We start from the raw sequence: 17,891 nt of genomic DNA on the forward strand, positions 1-17,891 counted from the left end.
ATGACCGACGTACAGTGAGTCCATCGAATGCAGGCAAGACCTGCGCCCGATTCTACTGGACGACGGCGCGGTGCATGACGAGCAGCTTTCAAACCATGCGCGCAGTGCATTCAAACGAACTGGAGCAACAGATGAAAACGATTCATATCGATGTCGCAGTGATCGGCGCCGGCAGCGCCGGTCTGCCGGCGTACCGTGCGGCGAAGGCCGCGGGCGCGTCGGCGCTCCTGATCGAAGGCGGCCCTTACGGCACCACGTGTGCGCGGGTCGGCTGTATGCCGTCGAAGCTGTTGATCGCGGCGGCCGAAGCCGCCCATGCGGCCGCGAGCACCGCGCCGTTCGGTGTGCATGTGGACGGCACGATCCGCATCGACGGGCGCGAAGTGATGCAGCGCGTGAAAAGCGAGCGCGACCGCTTCGTCGGGTTCGTCGTGGAAAGCGTCGAAGGCATTCCGGCCGAGGACCGCCTGCTCGGCTACGCGAAGTTCGTCGACGACAACCTGCTGCAGATCGGCGACCACACACGTGTGCACGCACGCAGCGTGGTGATCGCGACCGGCTCGTCGCCGTATGTGCCGGCGATGTATCGCGCGCTCGGCGACCGCGCGATCGTCAACGACGATGTGTTCAGCTGGGACGATCTGCCCCGCAAGGTGGCGGTGGTCGGCGCGGGCGTGATCGGTCTCGAACTGGGCCAGGCGCTTGCACGGCTCGGCGTCGATGTGACGATGCTCGGTGCGCGCGGCCGCGTCGGTCCGCTGACCGATCCGGTGATCCGCGGGTACGCGCAGAACGTGTTCAGCGAGGCGTTCCGCTTCGAGCCGCGCGCCGAAATCGAAGCGGCGACGCGCGACGGCGACACGGTCCATTTGCGCTACCGCGCGAGCGACGGCACGCTTGTTGAAGATACGTTCGACTATGTGCTCCTCACCGCGGGCCGCCGCCCGAATATCGACAAGCTCGCGCTCGGCAACACGACGCTCGAACTCGACCAGACCGGCATGCCCGTCTACGACCCGCTCACCTTGCAAGCCGGCAAGCATGCGGTGTTTATCGCGGGCGACGCGAACGGCGTGCTGCCGCTGCTGCACGAAGCCGCCGACGAAGGCCGCGCGGCCGGCACGAACGCCGCGCGCTACCCGAACGTCGCGCCGCTCGTGCGCCGTGCGCCGATTTCGGTGCTGTTCTCGGACCCGGGCATCGCGATGGTCGGCGCGCGGCATGCCGATCTCGTGCCGGGCAGCTTCGTCGCGGGCGAGGTGAGTTTCGAGGATCAGGGCCGCAGCCGCGTGATGCTGCGCAATCGCGGACTCATGCACGTCTACGTGGACAAGGCGACGCGGCGTTTCGTGGGCGCCGAGTGGATCGGGCCGGATGCGGAGCATATCGCGCATCTGCTGTCGTGGGCGCTGCAGATGAACCTGACGGTCGACGCGATGCTCGAGATGCCGTTCTACCACCCGGTCGTCGAAGAAGGCTTGCGTACCGCGTTGCGCAATGCGGTCGCGCTGTTGAAGGCCGAGCACAAAGTCGCCGCCTGACCGGCACCGCGGCTTTCGCGCAGTGGTATGCGTGAAAGCCGCGCCCGTCGCAAGCGCAGCGTTTACGCTTGCGTATTGATCAGACCGCCCGCGGTTTGTCCTTGCTGCATCAGCAGTTCCGCAAGCTGCGCGGTCGCGACGCCGATCGCGCCTTGTATCGACGCGGCCTCGCCCTGCAGCGAAGCGACGGCCGGATTCGGACTGCCATCGGGGGTACGCATCCGCTCGGCCGCCGCGATTTGCGACTGCACGCCGGCGAGTTGTGCCTTGAGTCGCGCGATCAATTCCTCGAGTTGCTCGATCGCGGGGTTGGACGAGCCCGAGTTGCTGCCCGATGCGCCGGCCGCCAGCATGCCGGCAACGCGGCCAAGGCCGCTGGCGTTCGCCGTGCCTGATCCGGACGATGAGCCGGACGATGAGCCGGACGAAGTCGACGAAGCGCCCGACGATCCCGCTTGCGAACCGGACGATCCCGACGAGCCCGACGCGCCGTTCGCGCCGCCGGCGGCATTGCCCGCGGCCTGATTCGCGGAAGCGCCCTGTGACGGGCTCGAGGTTGCGCTGGTCGGAGCACGCGTCGCTGCCACACCCGTAATGGCTTGCACGGTCATCGTCGGTCACCTGCCTTGAAAAGGGGATATCAGCATATCGGCGCGGCCTCGCGCTTTCTTTAGTCGAACCCATGCACAGCCGAAGTGAGCGGCACGCGCAACAGCACCGCGCCCCGGCCCTCCGATTGAACCGCGGCAAGCTCGCCTACGCCTGCGTATCGATCACTCCGCCCGTGGTTTGCCCCTGCTTCATCACGAGTCCGGCAAGCTCCGACGCCGCGCTGAGAATCGCACCTTCTATCAGATGCGCCTCGGACTGCAGCGCATTCATGGCCGGGTTCGGGCCGCCGCCGGGAACACGCTGCCGCGCGACAACCGCAATCTGCTGTTGCACCTGCGCCAGTTCCGCTTTCAGACGCTCGACCAAAGCGTCGAGTTGCTGGATCGCGGAGCTCGCCTTGCCCGAGCCGTTGCCTGAGCCGTTGCCTGAGCCGCTGCCCGCTGCGCCGCCAAGGCCGGGGATGCCACCCACGCCGCCCGCGTTCGCCGCGCCCGAACCCGCGCCCGCGCCCTTGCCCGACGAGGCCGGCGACGACCCCGGGGCGCCCGTCTGCGAATCTGCCGAACCGGACGTGCCGCCCGCCGAGCCGTTCGCGTTGTTACTGGCCGCACCCGTGTTCGCCGACGTGTCCGCCGTGTTCGGGTTGGCGCCGGCCGCGGCCGTGCTCGCGACGCCGGAGATACCTTGCACGATCATCGTTGATCACCTCTGTCTGAAAGGGGATGTCAGCTTATCGGCAGGTTCGCGCGCTTCCTTTAGCATTCGTCGGACAAATGCGCGATATATGCCATGGCACACGGCCGACCCATGCCCGGCATACAAACGTGCGGCAAAACCATTGCAGCGCCGCGCGCCAACGTCGCAAATAAGTCGCGAGTAAATTTGCCGCGCCGCTTCGCATTTATGCCGCTGCGTTCGCCATACATCACGCACGCGTATGGCCGGCCCGAACCGGAACAGCACGCCCACCAACGACTCCCCAGTACTATCAGCGCGGCAGCACAAGCGACTCGCACCAGGCGCATGTTTTGCTTGATTCATGCGGCAACGTGAATCGGCTCGCACCGGGCCGATGGCAGCACGTTGAACGAAACCAGGCCGCCCGCGCCGCATCCAGAACACCCATGAAACTGCCGCTGACGCCACAACGATCATCGAATCGCGTCTACCCGCCGGGCGTGCCCGGCCTGCTCGGGCTGACCTCGACGATCACGGCCGTCGTGGTCGTCTGCGGTTTGTATTTCGGCCGCGAAGTGTTGATTCCGATCACGCTCGCGGTGCTGTTGAGCTTCCTGCTCGCACCGCTGGTCAGCGTGCTGAGGCGCCTGCACTTCGGGCAGCTGCCGTCGATCTTCGTCGCGGTGCTGGTGGCCCTCGTCTCGCTGCTGGCAGTCGGCACGCTGATCGCCGCACAGGTCGCGCAACTAGCGAGCTCGCTGCCGCAATACCAGGCGGCGATCGAGCTCAAGATCGAGACCGTGCAGGAGAAAACGATCGGCCGCGCCGATGCGCTGCTCACGCGCGCTGCCGGCACGCTTGCGCGCGTCACGCCCGATCGGCCGCCGAATCCACCGCACGAAGCCGGCCGCACGCCGAAGCCGTCAGCCGCCGCGCCAATGCCGGTCGAGGTGCACGAGCCGATGCCTTCGCCGCTGCAGCTTGCGCAGAAGGTGTTTTCACCGGTCGTCGGCCCGATCGAGACGATGTTCATCGTGCTCGTCGTGACGATCTTCATCCTGCTGCAGCGCGAGGATTTGCGCGACCGCCTGATACGTCTGTTCGGCGCACGCGACCTGCACCGCACGACCACCGCCATCAACGATGCGGCAAGCCGCCTGTCGCGCTATTTCGTCGCACAGCTCGGCATCAACGTCGGCGCCGGTTCGCTGATCGCGGTCGGACTCGCGATCATCGGCGTGCCGGGCGCGCTGCTGTTCGGCGTGCTGACTGCATTGCTGCGCTTCGTGCCGTATATCGGCACGTGGATCGCCGGCGCGCTCGCGGTGATATTCGCCGCTGCGATCCAGCCGCAATGGTCGATGGCCGTCGCGACGATCGTTCTGTTCGTGGTCGTCGACGTCGTCGCGGGGCAAGTGGTCGAGCCGCTGCTGTACGGACATAGCTCGGGACTCTCGCCGCTCGCCGTGGTGGTCGCCGCGATTTTCTGGAGCTGGCTCTGGGGACCGGTGGGCCTCGTGCTGTCGACGCCGTTGACGCTGTGTCTCGTCACGCTGGGCCGCTATGCGGAGCGATTGCGGTTCCTCACTGTGTTGCTCGGCGATCAACCGGCGCTCACGCCCGCGCAGAATTTCTATCAGCGCCTGCTTGCCGACGATCCGCACGAGGCGATCGTGCAAGCGGAACGGTTGCTCAAAGAAATGCCGCTTGTCCAGTACTACGACGATGTCGCGCGCGAAGGTTTGCGCCTGGCGCGCAACGACGCGCTGCGCGGTGTGTTCGCCCCCGACCAGTTGAGCCGTATGAACGAGACGCTGCTCGATATCGTCGAGAATCTCGAGGGGGCGGAAAGTCCGATGCCCGCGCCGCCGCTTGCGCCACCGCCGTCAGGCGGCAGCGAGAATGACAAGGGCAAGGACAAGGATCAGGAGTGGACAAACGACGCTTCAGCCGCCGATGCACCCATGCAGTTGCTGCCCGGCATACGCGTCGTCTGCATCGCAGGCCGCGGCGCCTTCGACGAAGTCGCGACCGCGATCGCCGTGCAATTGCTAGGCCGACGTGGCCTGCCCGTTTCGGCCGCGCACTACGCGCAGTTCAGGAAAGGCAGCATCGATTCGGCGAGCATGGAAAACGCGCCGATTCTCTGCGTCGTGACGCTCGATGCATCGGAGGCGCCGCCGTATCTGCGCAACCTCGTGCGGCGCATCCGCGAGCGGGCTCCTTCGGCCGCGCTCGTGGTCGGCGTGGGCGGACTATCCGAACGCGAAGACGAGACGACATCGCTGACCGGCACGATCAATGTGAACGGCTTCGGCGAACTGGTCGACCAATGCGTGCAGGCAGCGACCAACGCCGCGCCGCTGCCGCCGCGGCTCGTCGAGCGAACCGGCTGAGCGTCACGCTTCTATGCCGCTTCTATGCCATGACGCATGATCGAAAGCGAATTGAAATAATAACCACGGGTCCGACCACCGTGTGCACAGCAAGAATCGGCAATTGAAAGAATTCAAGCCGATTTTATTAAGAGCGGATTTTTCGCTTTTATAAAAATCGCACCTGAAGATTACGCATCGTCAGCAAATAATCATTTTTATTTTATAAAAACCTGCTGGCGGTTTTCTATTTGCATTTCATACACGCGTTCTGAAGCGCAAAAGCATTCGCCCCGCAGCGGCCGTAAAACCGCTGCGGGGCGACGTTGTTTCTTTCCAGTAAGGTGCTTTAACCGATCCTTAAGACTTACGAAGCCGTCATCACCGGCGCGACCGCGGCCGGGTCCGTAATGCTCGGCTTGCCGGTTTCGATGTGGCCTGCGAGGCGGCGCTGGAATGCCTCATCGTCGTTGTCGGTCACCGTGAAGTCGTACCAGTGGTGGCTCGACGCAAGCACGAACTTCTCTTCGACCGTCTCGTTCGGCGGCACGATCACCGGACGCGTCAGTGCACCGTACGCGTTATCGGCCACGGAAAGACGCGCGTTCCTGTTGCCCTTGTTCGTGAAGCGCAGCACGAGGTTGCCGTTGCCCACGTCGTAGTGCGTCTTGACCTCGGGCAAAGCCATCTTCTTCTTGCCCTTGCCGGCTGCGGCCTCGATCATCTCGGCGTTCAGGTCGCCGTTGAAGCGCCGCACGAAACCGTTCGGGCCGTAGACCGTGAACGCGTAGGCGCCGTTGTTGATCGACAGGTCGAAGGTTTCGGTGATCGACTTGTCCTTCTCGACCGTATAGCGCCACGGGCCATCGGTGCGCAGCGACGAATAGATATAGAAGTGCGCGCCGACCGTGCCGGTGTTGCCCATCACGAGCTCGAGCACATTGCGCTTCTCGTTGACCTTGCCGTTCACGTGCAGCTCGTACGGCAGCGCGCGGGCGAAGCGGATGCCCGGCTCCTGCGCCACGATCGGGCCCGGCACCGCGGGCACGACGGGCTTCGGTTGCGTCGCGCACTGGTTGTCGGCGATCGACTTGTAGTTGCTCGTGTCGGGCAGCGCCGGCATCGACGCATCGGGCGTGCGGAAGTCGAACGCCGAGGTCAGGTCGCCGCACACCGCGCGGCGCCATTTCGTGATGTTCGGTTCCTTCACGCCGAAACGCGCTTCGATAAAGCGGATCACCGACGTATGGTCGAACACTTCCGAGCAGACGAAGCCGCCCTTCGACCACGGCGACACGATCGTCATCGGCACGCGCGTGCCGAGGCCGTACGGCAAGTTATCAACCGTGTAGGTGCCGCCGCGGCCATCCGGGTTGATCACGTTGTGGATCTCGCCTTCGGTCGTCACGGTCGACAGACCCTGCGCGCGCGTCGTCGGCACCTGCGGCGGCGGCATGTGATCGAAGAAGCCGTCGTTCTCGTCGTACATGATGAAGAGCACGGTCTTGCTCCACACTTCGGGATTCGACGTCAGCGCGTCGAGAATCATCGACGTGTATTCGGCGCCGTATGCCGGCGTGTACTTCGGGTGCTCCGAGTACGCGGCCGGCGGACACAGCCACGACACCTGCGGCAGCTTGTTGGCGAGCACGTCGGCCTTCAGGTCGTCGATCGTGCGCACCGTCTGCGCGCGCTGATACAGCGACGAGCCCGGTTGCGCGTTGATGAAGTTCGTGAAGTTCTGCAGGACGTTCGTGCCGTAGTTGCCGGTCAGCGGATCGCTGCCGTCCGTGCCCTGCTGATAGACCTGCCACGAGATGCCAGCTTTTTCGAGGCGCTCCGGATACGTGGTCCACGACAGCAGCTGGTACTTCGGCGGCTTGTCGCCGTCGACGAAATCGTTGTTGTCGAGCAGCGGGCCGCCGTGCGTGCCGGTCGGATCGACCATGCCCGTCATCAGGTACATGCGGTTCGGGTGCGTCGGTCCCGGCATCGAGCAGAAGTACGAATCGCACACCGTGAAGGCATCGGCCAGTGCGTAGTGGAACGGAATGTCGGTGCGCAGGTGGTAGCCCATCGTCATGTCCGTCTTGTTCGCGGGCCACTGGTCGTAGCGGCCGTTGTTGATCGCGGCGTGCGTCGGATACCAGTTGTGGTCGAGGTCGCCGATACACTGCGCGCTCGTCGTCAGCGTATCGAGGTGGAACGGCAGCACCGGCTTGGTCGCGTCTTCCTTCGACGGCTGGAACCAGACCGGATTGCCACCCGGCAGCGGGATCGGGAAGCGGTCGTTATACCCGCGCACGCCCCGCATATGGCCGAAGTAGTGGTCGAAGGAACGGTTCTCCTGCATGAACACGACGATATGCTCGATATCGTTGATCGTGCCCGTGCGGGATGCGGCCGGCACGGCGAGCGCCCTGCGGATCGAGTCCGGCAGCGCGGTCATCGCGGCGGCAGCCCCGGCGGATGAGGCAACGGTTTGTAGAAAACGGCGGCGGCTATTGGAAGTCATGGTCTTTTCACCTTCTCTCTTTGTGGCGGGGGGAATCTGGAGGCAATGCGTCGTCGCACCGGGCGCTGTGCTCAGTGGCTCGAAAAGCGACCTGCCGTGCGGCGCTAAACGCGAACTGCAACGAAGCGAATTGCAATGAGCGAACTGCGACGAGCGAACTGCCGCGAATCAGTTGGCGCTGTCGCCGGGTGCGTAGCGCATCACGGGCGCGACCTGTATCGCATCGGCCGCGACGCTCGCCTGCGCGCTGGCCACCGCGCTGCCGGAGCCCATATTCACGAGCGGCGGCGCCTGCAGTTGCGAGAGCGGCACCGACGCACCCGCGGCCAGCTGCAGCGCGGTGCTTTGATAGCGCGACGTATCGTTCTGTGTGGAACCGGCGGAATCATTCGATGCGGACGCGTTGTTAGCCGCGCTGTTCGCCGCATTGTTCGCCGCGCTCGCGTCCCCCGGGCCGGGGCCGCATGCAGTGAGCATAAAGACGCTAAGGAGGGCAACCCATGCGGCCGCCAGCTTTGATAAAAAGTCTCCGTCCATGATCCTCATTCCGTTCTTTAGTTAACCGGACGTTCAGCACGGCTTCTGAATCAATGCCGCATTGTTTTCGCGAGGAGAGTTTCACGTTAAATTAAGAAAAATTTGTGAAACGTTTTCATATCGATTCGCGCATATTTTCAAATAGTTAAAACGCATCATTTGAGCGCCAGGCGAAATAAATGAAAAAGAAATAAAACATTAATAGAGTCAGGTTCGGGTCCGGGGCTTGCGATCGTGCATATCCGCTAGCGGCACATAAGACTGGGGAGACACGGATGCGCACTCGCACTAACCTGCAGGACAGCGAAGACGAGTTGCAGTGGCGGCCAATCGGCCAGGCGCTGGCCGACCATCGCCGGGTGCTCGTCGTCGACGACTACGCGGACGCCGCCGATGCGTTGCAACTGCTGCTCAACGCGAACGGCTTCGAATGCCGAGCGATGCACGAGGCGCACGACGTCTGCGCGATCGCCGAGACATGGCAGCCGTTCGCCGTGGTGCTCGATATCGCCATGCCGGAGCTCGACGGTCTCGAGCTCGCACGGCGCTTGCGCGCGACGCCGTCGACGTCGCGCATGCTGCTTATCGCGTGCACGGGCTATGCGTCCGGACGCGATCGCGAGCGGGCGCGCGAAGCCGGCTTCGATGCGCATTGCGCGAAGCCGCTGACGCCGCAGCGTCTGCTCGCGTTGTTGAAGAAGGCTGTAGCGATGTCGCCGGACGGAACGAATGGAAGCGCCGCGCCGCGAGGGCAGGAGATAACGTGAGGCGTGAAGCAGGCACCGCAATGTAAGTGCAGGGGTCAGGCACAAGCCGTGCTGTAGATGCCGCTGCACTCAATGCGCATCTATCGATTCACGCTTACAGGAGAACAACGATGCAAAGAAGAAAGTTCATTTTGTCCAGCGGTGCGATGCTTGCGGCCGGCGGCCTGGCGATGGCTGGCTGCACGACGACGGGACAAAACGCGGCAAACAGCACGGCCGGCAATTCGGACAAGCGCGCCGCGATCAATCACGACGTCGACGCCACGCTGTCGCGCCTCTATACGACCGTCCCCGGCTCGCGCGAACTCGTCGCGAAAGCGCGCGGCGTGCTTGTGTTCCCGCAGGTCGTGCAGGCGGGCTTCGTGGTCGGCGCTCAATACGGCCAGGGCGCGCTGCGTATCGGCGGCCGCACCGAGGGTTTCTACAGCACGGCGGCCGGTTCGTTCGGCCTGCAGGCCGGCGCTCAGTCGAAGGCGATCATCTTCTGCTTCATGAACGAGCAGGCGCTCTCCGACTTCCGCAGCCGCAACGGCTGGGCCGTGGGCGGCGATGCGACGGTCGCGGTCGTGAAGGTCGGCGCAAACGGCAATATCGATTCGTCGACGGCGACCGCGCCGGTGGAGGCCTTCGTGCTGACCAACGCGGGCCTGATGGCCGGCGTGTCGCTCGAAGGCACCAAAGTGTCGCGGCTCGACATCTGACCGGGGCGCCGACACCCATGTTCACGCCGCGGCGCTTTTGTCTGTGTAAAAGCCGCCGCGGCGGCACGCTGAAATTACATGGTGACCGGCCGCACGCGCGCCGCGCGGCGCGAAGCGGCCGGTTTTTTCATGGCACAAGCCTTGCGTTGCACCGCAGCGCATTACGATTTACCCCTCAACCGTCCCCTACTGCATTTCTTTCGCGCGGAGTCGATCTTGACGCTGAACGTTCTTCTCGTCGCCTCGGAGGCGATGCCGCTCGCCAAATCCGGCGGGCTCGGCGATATGGTGAGCGCCTATGCGGCAGCGCTACGCGACGCGGGTGTCGACGTGTCGATCCTGCTGCCCGCGTATCCGGCCGCGCTCGATCAGGCGGTGGGCGTCACACCGCTTACGCGGATCGGTGGGCTGCCGGGTGGCGACGCGCGCCTCTTGCGTGCGCAGATGCCCGATACCGGCGTGCCGGTGCTGCTATTGCAGATGGATCATCTGTTCCGGCGCGAGCAGCTGTATGTCGATCAGCGCGGCCATGATTACCTCGACAACACCGTGCGTTTCGCCTCGCTGGCCGCGGCGGCCGCACGCATTGCGCGCGGCGTGCGCGGCGTCAGACGCCCCGACATCGTGCACGCGCACGATTGGCATGCAGGGCTCACGCCGTTGCTGATGAAGCTCGCGGGCGTGCCCGCGAAAAGCGTGTTCACGATTCACAATCTCGCGTTCCAGGGTAACTGCCCGCTCGCGCTCGGCAGCTGGCTCGGCGTACCCGACGAACTGCTCGCGCCCGCGCTTTCCGATGAGCGCAGCATCGAGTTCTACAACACGCTGAGCCCGATGAAGGCCGGCATCGTGCACGCCGATCGCGTGACGACGGTCAGCGACACGTACGCGCGCGAAATCCTCATGCCGCATTTCGGACACCGGATGGAAGGCGTGCTGCAAGCGAACGCGCACAAGCTCTCCGGCATCACGAACGGCATCGACGAGACTGTGTGGAACCCGGCGACGGACGCCCATGTCGCGCGCCACTATTCCGCTGCCGACGTGCGCGGCAAGCAGGCCTGCAAGCGCGATCTGCAGCAGCGCTTCGGTCTCGCGCTCGATCCGTTTGCGCCGGTCGTCGCGATCGGCAGCCGGCTCACGTCGCAAAAGCTTGCCGATGTGGTTGCCGCCGCACTGCCGATGGCGCTTGCGCGGCATCCGCGGCTGCAAGTAGCGATTCTCGGCAAAGGCGACGCCCATCTCGAACAGGCCATGCGTGCGCTCGCGGCAGTCTGGCCGCAGCGCGTCGGCGTGCAGATCGGTTACGACGAAGCGACCGCGCACAAGCTGCATGCGGGCGCGGACATGCTGCTGCACGGCAGCCGCTTCGAGCCGTGCGGGCTCACGCAGATGTATGCGATGCGTTACGGCACGATTCCGGTCGCGTCGCGCGTCGGCGGCCTGGTCGATACGATCGTCGATTACGAACCGGCGCGTTCGCCCGAGCTCGGCTTGCCCGAAGACGGCGCGACCGGCTTTCTGTTTGACGGCGATACCGCGGGCGATGTTGTCGCGGCGCTCGAACGCGCGCTCGAGGCCTTTATGCGGCCGTCGTCGTGGCATGCGCTGCAGCGTAATGCGATGCGAGGCCCCTTCGGTTGGGCGCGGCCGGCGGCGCGCTATCTGCAGCTGTACGCGGAACTCACCGATGCGCGGCCGGCACGGCGCGATCTGTCCGACGCGGTGCAAGCGCCAGCGGCTATCGTGAATGGCTCGCACGATGTCGACGTCGTCACGCAGCGGCGGCGGCCGGCGCGGCGTGCCGCGAGCGCGACGCAAACTGGCGCGTGGACCGGCAATGCTCCCGCGCAGACCGTGCTCGAGGATGTCGCGCGGCGCGCGTAATGACGTGCAGGGAGCAGCCGCATAACAAGTGTATGCGGCTGCATGATCGTTGTGCCCGCAACGACATCGTTTGTAACGGCATTGCATGGCTCGCGTAGCACGGCGTTCAGGCCCGACCGCGCTATTGATCCCGGCCGGGCCGCCGCGCCCCACGCTTCCACTTTACTGCGTGAGCCGCTCCTCGAGCCTGTCGAACACATGCTGAGTCTCGCCCTGCGCATGCAGCGCGAACAGCAGCAGCGAACGCCCCGTCACCTGATACACATCGCCAGAACCGAACTCCGGCAATTCGTCGCGCTCGGGCGCGTTCGTATCGATCAGACAGCTCCATTGATCGCTGCCCGGAATCTCGGGCAGCGTGAAGTCCACCACGTCGTGATAGGCGTTGACGACGACGAGCAGCGTCGCATCCGATGCCGGCCGGCGAATGCCGCTCGCCTGCGCACGGCCGTCGATCACCAGACCGAAGCAGCGCATCGCCGGATCGCCCCACTGTTCGCCCGTCAGTTCGACGCCGGCGGGGCTCAGCCACTTCACGTCCTTCACTTCGAGATCGGCTTCGGTTTCCGCTTCGACCGCGACTTCGCTTGCCGCCTCGCTTGCCCGTTCACTGGCACCTTCGCTTGCGCCTTCCACCCGGCCCGGCAGTTTCAGCACACGCGTCTCGCCGGTCAGGAAACGGCCGCGCCGCAACACCGGCAACGCATGGCGTAGTGCCGTGAGCTTGCGCACGAAGCCGATCAAGGCACGCCCGCGGTCGTCGATGCCTTCCCAGTCGACCCAGCTGATCTCGTTGTCCTGACAGTAAGCATTGTTATTGCCGTGCTGCGTACGCCCGAATTCGTCGCCGGCCAGCATCATCGGCGTGCCTTGCGAGAACAGCAGTGTCGCAAGCAGGTTGCGCTTCTGACGCTCGCGCAGTTCGATCACTTCGGTGTCTTCGGTCGGCCCTTCGACGCCGCAATTCCACGAGCGGTTGTCGCTATGGCCATCGTTGTTGTCTTCGCCGTTCGCCTCGTTGTGGCGATCGTTGTACGACACGAGATCGTGCAGCGTGAAGCCGTCGTGCGCGGTCACGAAGTTCACGCTCGACCAGGGCCGCCGGCCGCGCCGGTTGAAGAAGTCGCCCGATGCCGTCAGACGCGTTGCGAGATCGGCCGCGCAATTTTCGTCGCCCTTCCAGAACGAGCGCGCCGTGTCGCGAAAGCGGTCGTTCCATTCGGCCCAGCCCGGCGGGAAGCCGCCGACCTGATAACCACCGGGCCCGCAATCCCACGGCTCGGCAATCAGCTTGACGCTCGCGAGCACCGGATCCTGCCGGCAACTGTCGAGGAAGCCGCCGCCTTCGTCGAAACCATACGGCTCGCGGCCGAGAATCGTCGCGAGATCGAAACGGAAGCCGTCGACGTTCATCTCGGTGACCCAGTAGCGCAGGCTGTCGGTCACCATCTGCAGCACGCGCGGATGCGACAGGTTCAGCGTATTGCCGGTGCCGGTGTCGTTGATGTAGTAGCGGTTCTGCTCGGGCATCAGCCGGTAGTACGACGCGTTGTCGATGCCGCGAAACGATAGCGTCGGTCCGCGTTCGTTGCCTTCGGCCGTGTGGTTGTAGACCACGTCGAGTATGACTTCGAGCCCCGCATCGTGCAGCCGGTCCACCATCTCCTTGAACTCGGCGACCATCCCGGGGCCGCGCGCGAAGTAGCGCGGGTCGGCCGCGAAAAAACCGATCGTGTTGTAGCCCCAGTAGTTCGTGAGACCTTTATCGAGCAGGTAACTGTCGTTGACGAACGCGTGGATCGGCATCAGTTCGACGGTCGTCACGCCAAGCCGCCGGATATGATCGACTACCGCCTTTTGCGCCAGACCGTCGAACGTGCCGCGCATTTTCGCGGGCACCGCCGGGTGCCGCTTCGTGTAGCCGCGCACATGTGTCTCGTAGACAATCGTGCGTTCCCACGGCACGCGAATGCGCGTGGGGTGCGTCCAGTTGAAGGTCTGGTCGACGACCTGGCACTTCGGCATATACGTCGCACTGTCGCGCTTGTCGAACTTGAGATCGGGATCGTCGCCGGGCGCGTTCAACGTATATCCGAACAGCGACGGATGCCATTTGAGCGCGCCGACGTGCGCCTTCGCATACGGGTCGAGTAGCAGCTTGTGCGGGTTGAAGCGATGTCCGGCCTCAGGCTCGAACGGTCCATGCACGCGATAGGCGTACACGGTGCCCGCGGGCAGACCTGCGACATGGACGTGCCACACTTCGTCGGTGTATTCGGGTAATTCAATGCGTTCGACTTCGCGCTTGCCTTTAGCGTCGAACAGACACAGTTCGACCTTCGTCGCATGCGCGGAGAACAGCGCGAAGTTCACGCCCTTGCCGTCCCAGGTGGCGCCGAGCGGAAACGGAAGGCCTTCGGAGATGCGTCGGTCGTATGCCATGGAAAGCCTTTGTTTGAAAAAGCGATTCGAAGAACGCGCGAGGTACGCGAAAAGCGGAAGCAGATGTATCGCGCCAAGGACGCGGTTCAGCAAGCCGTGTGCCCGCTCATTACGTCGCGCGCGTTGTCACACAACGCTTACTCAGACTTACAAACAAAGATAGATTTTGCGCGGTCGCCACATACTCCTCAGGCCCTGTGCGCACGGACGGCACGCTAAATGCACCGCGGCTCTTCGCGGAACGTGTCATGCTGCAGTCACGCAAACGTCGCACAAGCTCCCGCGCGGCGCGCCGCAGCGGCGATCGCACAGGGAATTGCCGCGTGATTGCCGTGTGCGCGACGCGCATCGTGGCCGATCTCGCCCCCCGATGGCACGGGTCATGCGTGCGTGCGAAATATTTAAGCCGCCCGAAACGTGCATCGCTTGATGCACCCCGATGCACTCGATAGTAGACCGATGATGGATGCCAACGCACTTTCGGACACCCGCCTGCCCACTATTCTGCTCATCGATGACGAACAGGAACTGCTCGTCGCATGGGCGCTTCTGCTCGAACTGGAGGGCTTCCATGTGGTGACGACGGTCGAGGCGCGCAAAGGCGTGGAACTCGCGCATCGACTGCACCCGGCGCTTGTCATCACCGATCTGATGATGCCGGAGATGAACGGAGTCGAAGTGTGCCTTGCATTGAAGGCCGACCCGTCGCTCGACGACGTGCCGGTTATCTTGTGGAGCGCGTCGCCCGATATTCCCGCCAACGTGATGTGCGAGTGCACGCTGCACAAGCCGGTGCCGCGCGAAACCCTGCTCGCGAACGTCGAGGGGCTGCTGCGCTCGGCGTTCGATGCGCCGCGGCGTGCGGCGGTGCGGCGGTAGTTGCGGGCCGTAGCTGCGGGCCATAGTTGCGGTCGATAATTGCGCACGGTCGCGCGTGGCGGCACGCGCTGGCGACGTTATTTGTGATGCGATCCGCGCGCAACGCTATCGAGAAACGTGTTGATCGCCTCACGCGGCTTCCCGATGTACATCGCTATCGTCGGCGGCGACATCCCCCACTCGCTGAGTTTCATAATCTGCGCTTCCTGCTCGCTGGTCAGCGGCCCATGATGGCCGGATGGTCCAGGCTGCGGCGACAACGGACGGGAAGGCGCCGGCTGCGCGGACAACGGCCTGTTTTCCGCCGCTGATGTGCCCGTTGCAACGGAAGCTCGCTGTGGCGAAGATCGACTCTGTTGGGCAAGCTGCTCGAGCGTTTCATCGGGGAGCGTCATCAGGATCGACAGACTACGGTCGGACAACTCCCCGCGCCATCGCTCAACAAATTTCATCGCCTGCTCGGTGTACGCCACGCGTGGCGGACGATGTCCGCCTGACACATCGGCGTCTGCCACGCTCTTCCATTCCGCCCGCGCGAGATTGTCGAGAATACCGTGCGTGAGCGGCTGAGGCGGCGGCGCCGTGACGGGGCGACGATGCGCGCGAACGAATGCGTCGATCACTTCCGTCGGCTTGTCCATGATCGTCGCGAGACGGCTGGTCGGCAATGTGCTTCGCCACTTCTGAACGAATTGTCTTTCCCGCTCGGTGAGCGGCCCGACGATCACGGAAGGTCTGATCTGTACCCCGCCCTGCTGCAGCGCGTGCCACGCCTGCACCACCGGCGCCAGCTTCGCGGCGATCTGCCTGATCTCGTCGCCGCTCGCGCCATATGAACGCGCCACTGCACTGGCATCCGCGCCGGGATATCGAAGCATAAACTCCGTCATTCTTTCGAGCGGCCCGGGCGGCGATGAGAGCTGCGCCGGGCTGGTTCGCTCCGAACCCGTTCCCGCACCGGCTGGCCCTGCTGAATCGCCATGCAGTATCCAGTCGCCGCCCGCACTGCGCTGCAGGACGCCGCCTCGCTCCAGAGGATTGCCAGGCGTTGTCAGCACCCAGTTCGGCGAATTCGGCGCGCGCATGACCGCATACGCGCGGTAGTCGTGAAAGATGAACGCTTGCCCGCTCTGCGCGTCCTTGAACACACCGGCGTCAGCCGTCGATACGTACGCGTCCGGGAGCCGGGGCAGTGCATACGACTCGCGCCATCCCGTCGAGCGCCCCGCATGCCCCGAAACAACGCGGCCGCCGGACATGCCCGCCGGCGACAGCGTCGTCCATGAGGGGCCGCCATGCCTCGGCTGCGGTTCGTGAGTGCCTTGCGGTCCGGCAGGCGGCCGCGTCGTCTGTTGCGGTGGAGGCTCGGGGTGAGCTCCCGGCGGCCGGAAACCTTCTCCTCCGATGCGTGGCATAACGGTTCCTCCGTGCAGTCAAGGACGCAAGTGCATCGACGCCTTCATGCTACGAAAACCGCGGCGCGCCATTGCGATACCCGCACACTTCCGTTTTGTCAGCGCGCCTCGCAGCTCACACCGACGCCGGATCCGAGCGATGAATCGCGATGCCTTCCATCGGGTCGAGCGCGACCCGCCATGGCTCGCGCGCGATCATGCTGCGTGTGTCCTCGTAGCCGGCCGTCCAGCGCCGCTCGATGCCGGTCGCGGAAAAGTCGATGTCCTTGTGCAGGTCGTGGCCGCACGAGCGCGGCGCGTCGAGTTCGATCACCTGCATCGTCGTGCCGCAGCCCCAGTCGAGCAATTGCCTGATCGGGTCGCTTTCGCGCTGCTCCTTCGTCATATGCGTGCCCAGCTCGCGAATCACATGACGCAGATTGTGAATCTGCTTCTGCCGCTCGAGGTGGCTTTCCGCGCGGCTCGAATACTGGATGTCGCGCTGCCGCGTCATCGCCTCGCGTATCGAGGCCGGCTCGGGTCCATGCACGGGCCAAAGCTGCACCGTGAAGATGACCGAATCGCGGCGCGGCCTGTCGTCGAGCACCGCTTCGAGCGGCGTGTTCGAATAAATACCGCCGTCCCAGTAAGCTTCGCCGCCGATGCGTACCGACGGAAAGCCCGGTGGAAAAGCGGCCGACGCCATCACATGATCGACTGCGAGCGGCATGTCGCGGTTCGTGAAGTAATGCATATGGCCGCTCGCGACACCGACGGTGCCGACCGTCAGACGCATCTGCCGCGCGTTGAGGAAATCGAAATCGACGAGCGACGCGAGCGTCTCACGCAACGGCTCCGTGTGATAGAACGCGGCGCGCTCGGGGCCGACCGCGCCGTAGAGGCCGAACCATGCATCGGCGCGCGGCGTGAAGAACGACGGAATGCCATGCGTGACGACCGACAGATCGCGCAGCCACTCGGCCACACTGACGGGCAGGCCGCAGAAGCCCGGCGGCCATTCGTTGATGCCGCCGCCCGCGCCGAACCCGCAGCCGCCCTGCCAGGTGACGCGCTGCCAGAATTCGTGCAGCCGCTCGAGACGTTTTTCGCCGGGATTGCCGGCGATAATCGCGCCGTTGATCGCGCCGATCGAGGTGCCGATCACCCAGTCGGGCTCGATGCCCGCGTCGTGCAGCGCATGGAAGACGCCGGCCTGATACGCGCCGAGCGCGCCGCCGCCTTGCAGCACGAGCACGACCTGGCCGGGAATGTCGGCGCGCCGTCGGGTACGGGGCGCTTGATCGGATTGTTCTGCTTGATCGGATTGTTCCGCTTGTCCCGCTTGTCCCGCTTGTTTCGCCTGTTTCGCTTCCTGCTCGTGTCCCGCCCGGTCGGCGGGTTTGCGCGGCGCGCCCCCGCCGCCCCCCGCTGCCTGTTTTGCCATCGCGCGTCTCCGTTGACGAAACGTTGCCTTCAATGAGGCAGTCACGATAGCGCACTCTCCCGCCGCGCGCAGCCAGGTGACGCACGGCGCGGCCCGCCGGCAAGGCGCAGACGGGAGGC

The 17,891-nt window shown here is 64.7% G+C and carries 13 protein-coding genes; 6 read left to right on the top strand and 7 right to left on the bottom strand.

What is annotated here, in order from left to right:
- Nucleotides 1–131: 131 nt before the first annotated feature.
- Nucleotides 132–1,541: a dihydrolipoyl dehydrogenase gene (locus tag KZJ38_RS33225; protein ID WP_219801261.1), complete on the top strand. Its 1,410-nt coding sequence runs from the start codon at nt 132–134 to the stop codon at nt 1,539–1,541.
- 62 nt (nt 1,542–1,603) lie between these two features.
- Here the strand turns inward: KZJ38_RS33225 and KZJ38_RS33230 are convergent, their stop codons facing one another.
- Both KZJ38_RS33230 and KZJ38_RS33235 read right to left on the bottom strand, forming a co-directional pair.
- A complete protein-coding gene (locus tag KZJ38_RS33230) occupies nt 1,604–2,152 on the bottom strand; it encodes a hypothetical protein (protein WP_219801262.1) in 549 nt (182 codons plus the stop codon).
- A gap of 145 nt (nt 2,153–2,297) precedes the next feature.
- Nucleotides 2,298–2,849 carry a hypothetical protein gene (locus KZJ38_RS33235; protein WP_219801263.1) on the bottom strand — a complete coding sequence of 184 codons (552 nt, stop codon included), beginning with the start codon at nt 2,847–2,849 and terminating at the stop codon, nt 2,298–2,300.
- Nucleotides 2,850–3,277: 428 nt separating this feature from the next.
- On the opposite strand from KZJ38_RS33235, the gene KZJ38_RS33240 reads away from it, so the two are divergent.
- Nucleotides 3,278–5,227, top strand: coding sequence for an AI-2E family transporter (locus KZJ38_RS33240; RefSeq protein ID WP_219801264.1), 1,950 nt, complete (start codon nt 3,278–3,280; stop codon nt 5,225–5,227).
- Nucleotides 5,228–5,573: 346 nt separating this feature from the next.
- On the opposite strand, the gene KZJ38_RS33245 is transcribed toward KZJ38_RS33240, so the two are convergent.
- Both KZJ38_RS33245 and KZJ38_RS33250 read right to left on the bottom strand, forming a co-directional pair.
- Nucleotides 5,574–7,721 (bottom strand): phosphocholine-specific phospholipase C, encoded by a 2,148-nt coding sequence (locus KZJ38_RS33245; RefSeq protein ID WP_219801265.1) that lies wholly within the window; start codon nt 7,719–7,721, stop codon nt 5,574–5,576.
- A gap of 168 nt (nt 7,722–7,889) precedes the next feature.
- Complete coding sequence (locus KZJ38_RS33250) at nt 7,890–8,258, bottom strand: hypothetical protein (protein WP_219801266.1); 369 nt, start codon at nt 8,256–8,258, stop codon at nt 7,890–7,892.
- A gap of 275 nt (nt 8,259–8,533) precedes the next feature.
- Between KZJ38_RS33250 and KZJ38_RS33255 the strand changes: the two genes are divergently transcribed.
- The 3 genes from KZJ38_RS33255 to glgA all read left to right on the top strand — a co-directional run bounded on the left by KZJ38_RS33255 (nt 8,534) and on the right by glgA (nt 11,613).
- Nucleotides 8,534–9,025 carry a response regulator gene (locus tag KZJ38_RS33255; RefSeq protein WP_219801267.1) on the top strand — a complete coding sequence of 164 codons (492 nt, stop codon included), beginning with the start codon at nt 8,534–8,536 and terminating at the stop codon, nt 9,023–9,025.
- 110 nt (nt 9,026–9,135) lie between these two features.
- Nucleotides 9,136–9,726 (top strand): BPSL1445 family SYLF domain-containing lipoprotein, encoded by a 591-nt coding sequence (locus KZJ38_RS33260; RefSeq protein ID WP_219801268.1) that lies wholly within the window; start codon nt 9,136–9,138, stop codon nt 9,724–9,726.
- A gap of 216 nt (nt 9,727–9,942) precedes the next feature.
- Entirely contained in the window at nt 9,943–11,613 is a 1,671-nt protein-coding gene (glgA, locus tag KZJ38_RS33265; RefSeq protein WP_219801269.1) for a glycogen synthase GlgA, read from the top strand.
- Nucleotides 11,614–11,775: 162 nt separating this feature from the next.
- Here glgA and glgX read toward each other — a convergent pair whose 3' ends face one another.
- Nucleotides 11,776–14,055, bottom strand: coding sequence for a glycogen debranching protein GlgX (glgX, locus tag KZJ38_RS33270; RefSeq protein ID WP_219801270.1), 2,280 nt, complete (start codon nt 14,053–14,055; stop codon nt 11,776–11,778).
- Nucleotides 14,056–14,484: 429 nt separating this feature from the next.
- Between glgX and KZJ38_RS33275 the strand changes: the two genes are divergently transcribed.
- A complete protein-coding gene (locus KZJ38_RS33275) occupies nt 14,485–14,934 on the top strand; it encodes a response regulator (protein ID WP_246641898.1) in 450 nt (149 codons plus the stop codon).
- 77 nt (nt 14,935–15,011) lie between these two features.
- On the opposite strand, the gene KZJ38_RS33280 is transcribed toward KZJ38_RS33275, so the two are convergent.
- A complete protein-coding gene (locus tag KZJ38_RS33280; protein WP_219801271.1) occupies nt 15,012–16,349 on the bottom strand; it encodes a hypothetical protein in 1,338 nt (445 codons plus the stop codon).
- Nucleotides 16,350–16,464: 115 nt separating this feature from the next.
- Nucleotides 16,465–17,772, bottom strand: coding sequence for a patatin-like phospholipase family protein (locus tag KZJ38_RS33285; protein ID WP_219801272.1), 1,308 nt, complete (start codon nt 17,770–17,772; stop codon nt 16,465–16,467).
- Nucleotides 17,773–17,891 lie beyond the last annotated feature (119 nt).

Source organism: Paraburkholderia edwinii (assembly GCF_019428685.1).
GTDB classification, from domain to species: Bacteria; Pseudomonadota; Gammaproteobacteria; order Burkholderiales; family Burkholderiaceae; genus Paraburkholderia; species Paraburkholderia edwinii.

What these genes read in the sequence shown, in the direction of transcription:
- KZJ38_RS33225 (WP_219801261.1), top strand. Translation starts at nt 132, where the DNA reads ATGAAAACGATTCATATCGATGTCGCAGTGATCGGCGCCGGCAGCGCC.
- KZJ38_RS33230 (WP_219801262.1), bottom strand. Translation starts at nt 2,152, where the DNA reads ATGACCGTGCAAGCCATTACGGGTGTGGCAGCGACGCGTGCTCCGACC.
- KZJ38_RS33235 (WP_219801263.1), bottom strand. Translation starts at nt 2,849, where the DNA reads ATGATCGTGCAAGGTATCTCCGGCGTCGCGAGCACGGCCGCGGCCGGC.
- KZJ38_RS33240 (WP_219801264.1), top strand. Translation starts at nt 3,278, where the DNA reads ATGAAACTGCCGCTGACGCCACAACGATCATCGAATCGCGTCTACCCG.
- KZJ38_RS33245 (WP_219801265.1), bottom strand. Translation starts at nt 7,721, where the DNA reads ATGACTTCCAATAGCCGCCGCCGTTTTCTACAAACCGTTGCCTCATCC.
- KZJ38_RS33250 (WP_219801266.1), bottom strand. Translation starts at nt 8,258, where the DNA reads ATGGACGGAGACTTTTTATCAAAGCTGGCGGCCGCATGGGTTGCCCTC.
- KZJ38_RS33255 (WP_219801267.1), top strand. Translation starts at nt 8,534, where the DNA reads ATGCGCACTCGCACTAACCTGCAGGACAGCGAAGACGAGTTGCAGTGG.
- KZJ38_RS33260 (WP_219801268.1), top strand. Translation starts at nt 9,136, where the DNA reads ATGCAAAGAAGAAAGTTCATTTTGTCCAGCGGTGCGATGCTTGCGGCC.
- glgX (WP_219801270.1), bottom strand. Translation starts at nt 14,055, where the DNA reads ATGGCATACGACCGACGCATCTCCGAAGGCCTTCCGTTTCCGCTCGGC.
- KZJ38_RS33275 (WP_246641898.1), top strand. Translation starts at nt 14,485, where the DNA reads ATGCACCCCGATGCACTCGATAGTAGACCGATGATGGATGCCAACGCA.
- KZJ38_RS33280 (WP_219801271.1), bottom strand. Translation starts at nt 16,349, where the DNA reads ATGCCACGCATCGGAGGAGAAGGTTTCCGGCCGCCGGGAGCTCACCCC.
- KZJ38_RS33285 (WP_219801272.1), bottom strand. Translation starts at nt 17,772, where the DNA reads ATGGCAAAACAGGCAGCGGGGGGCGGCGGGGGCGCGCCGCGCAAACCC.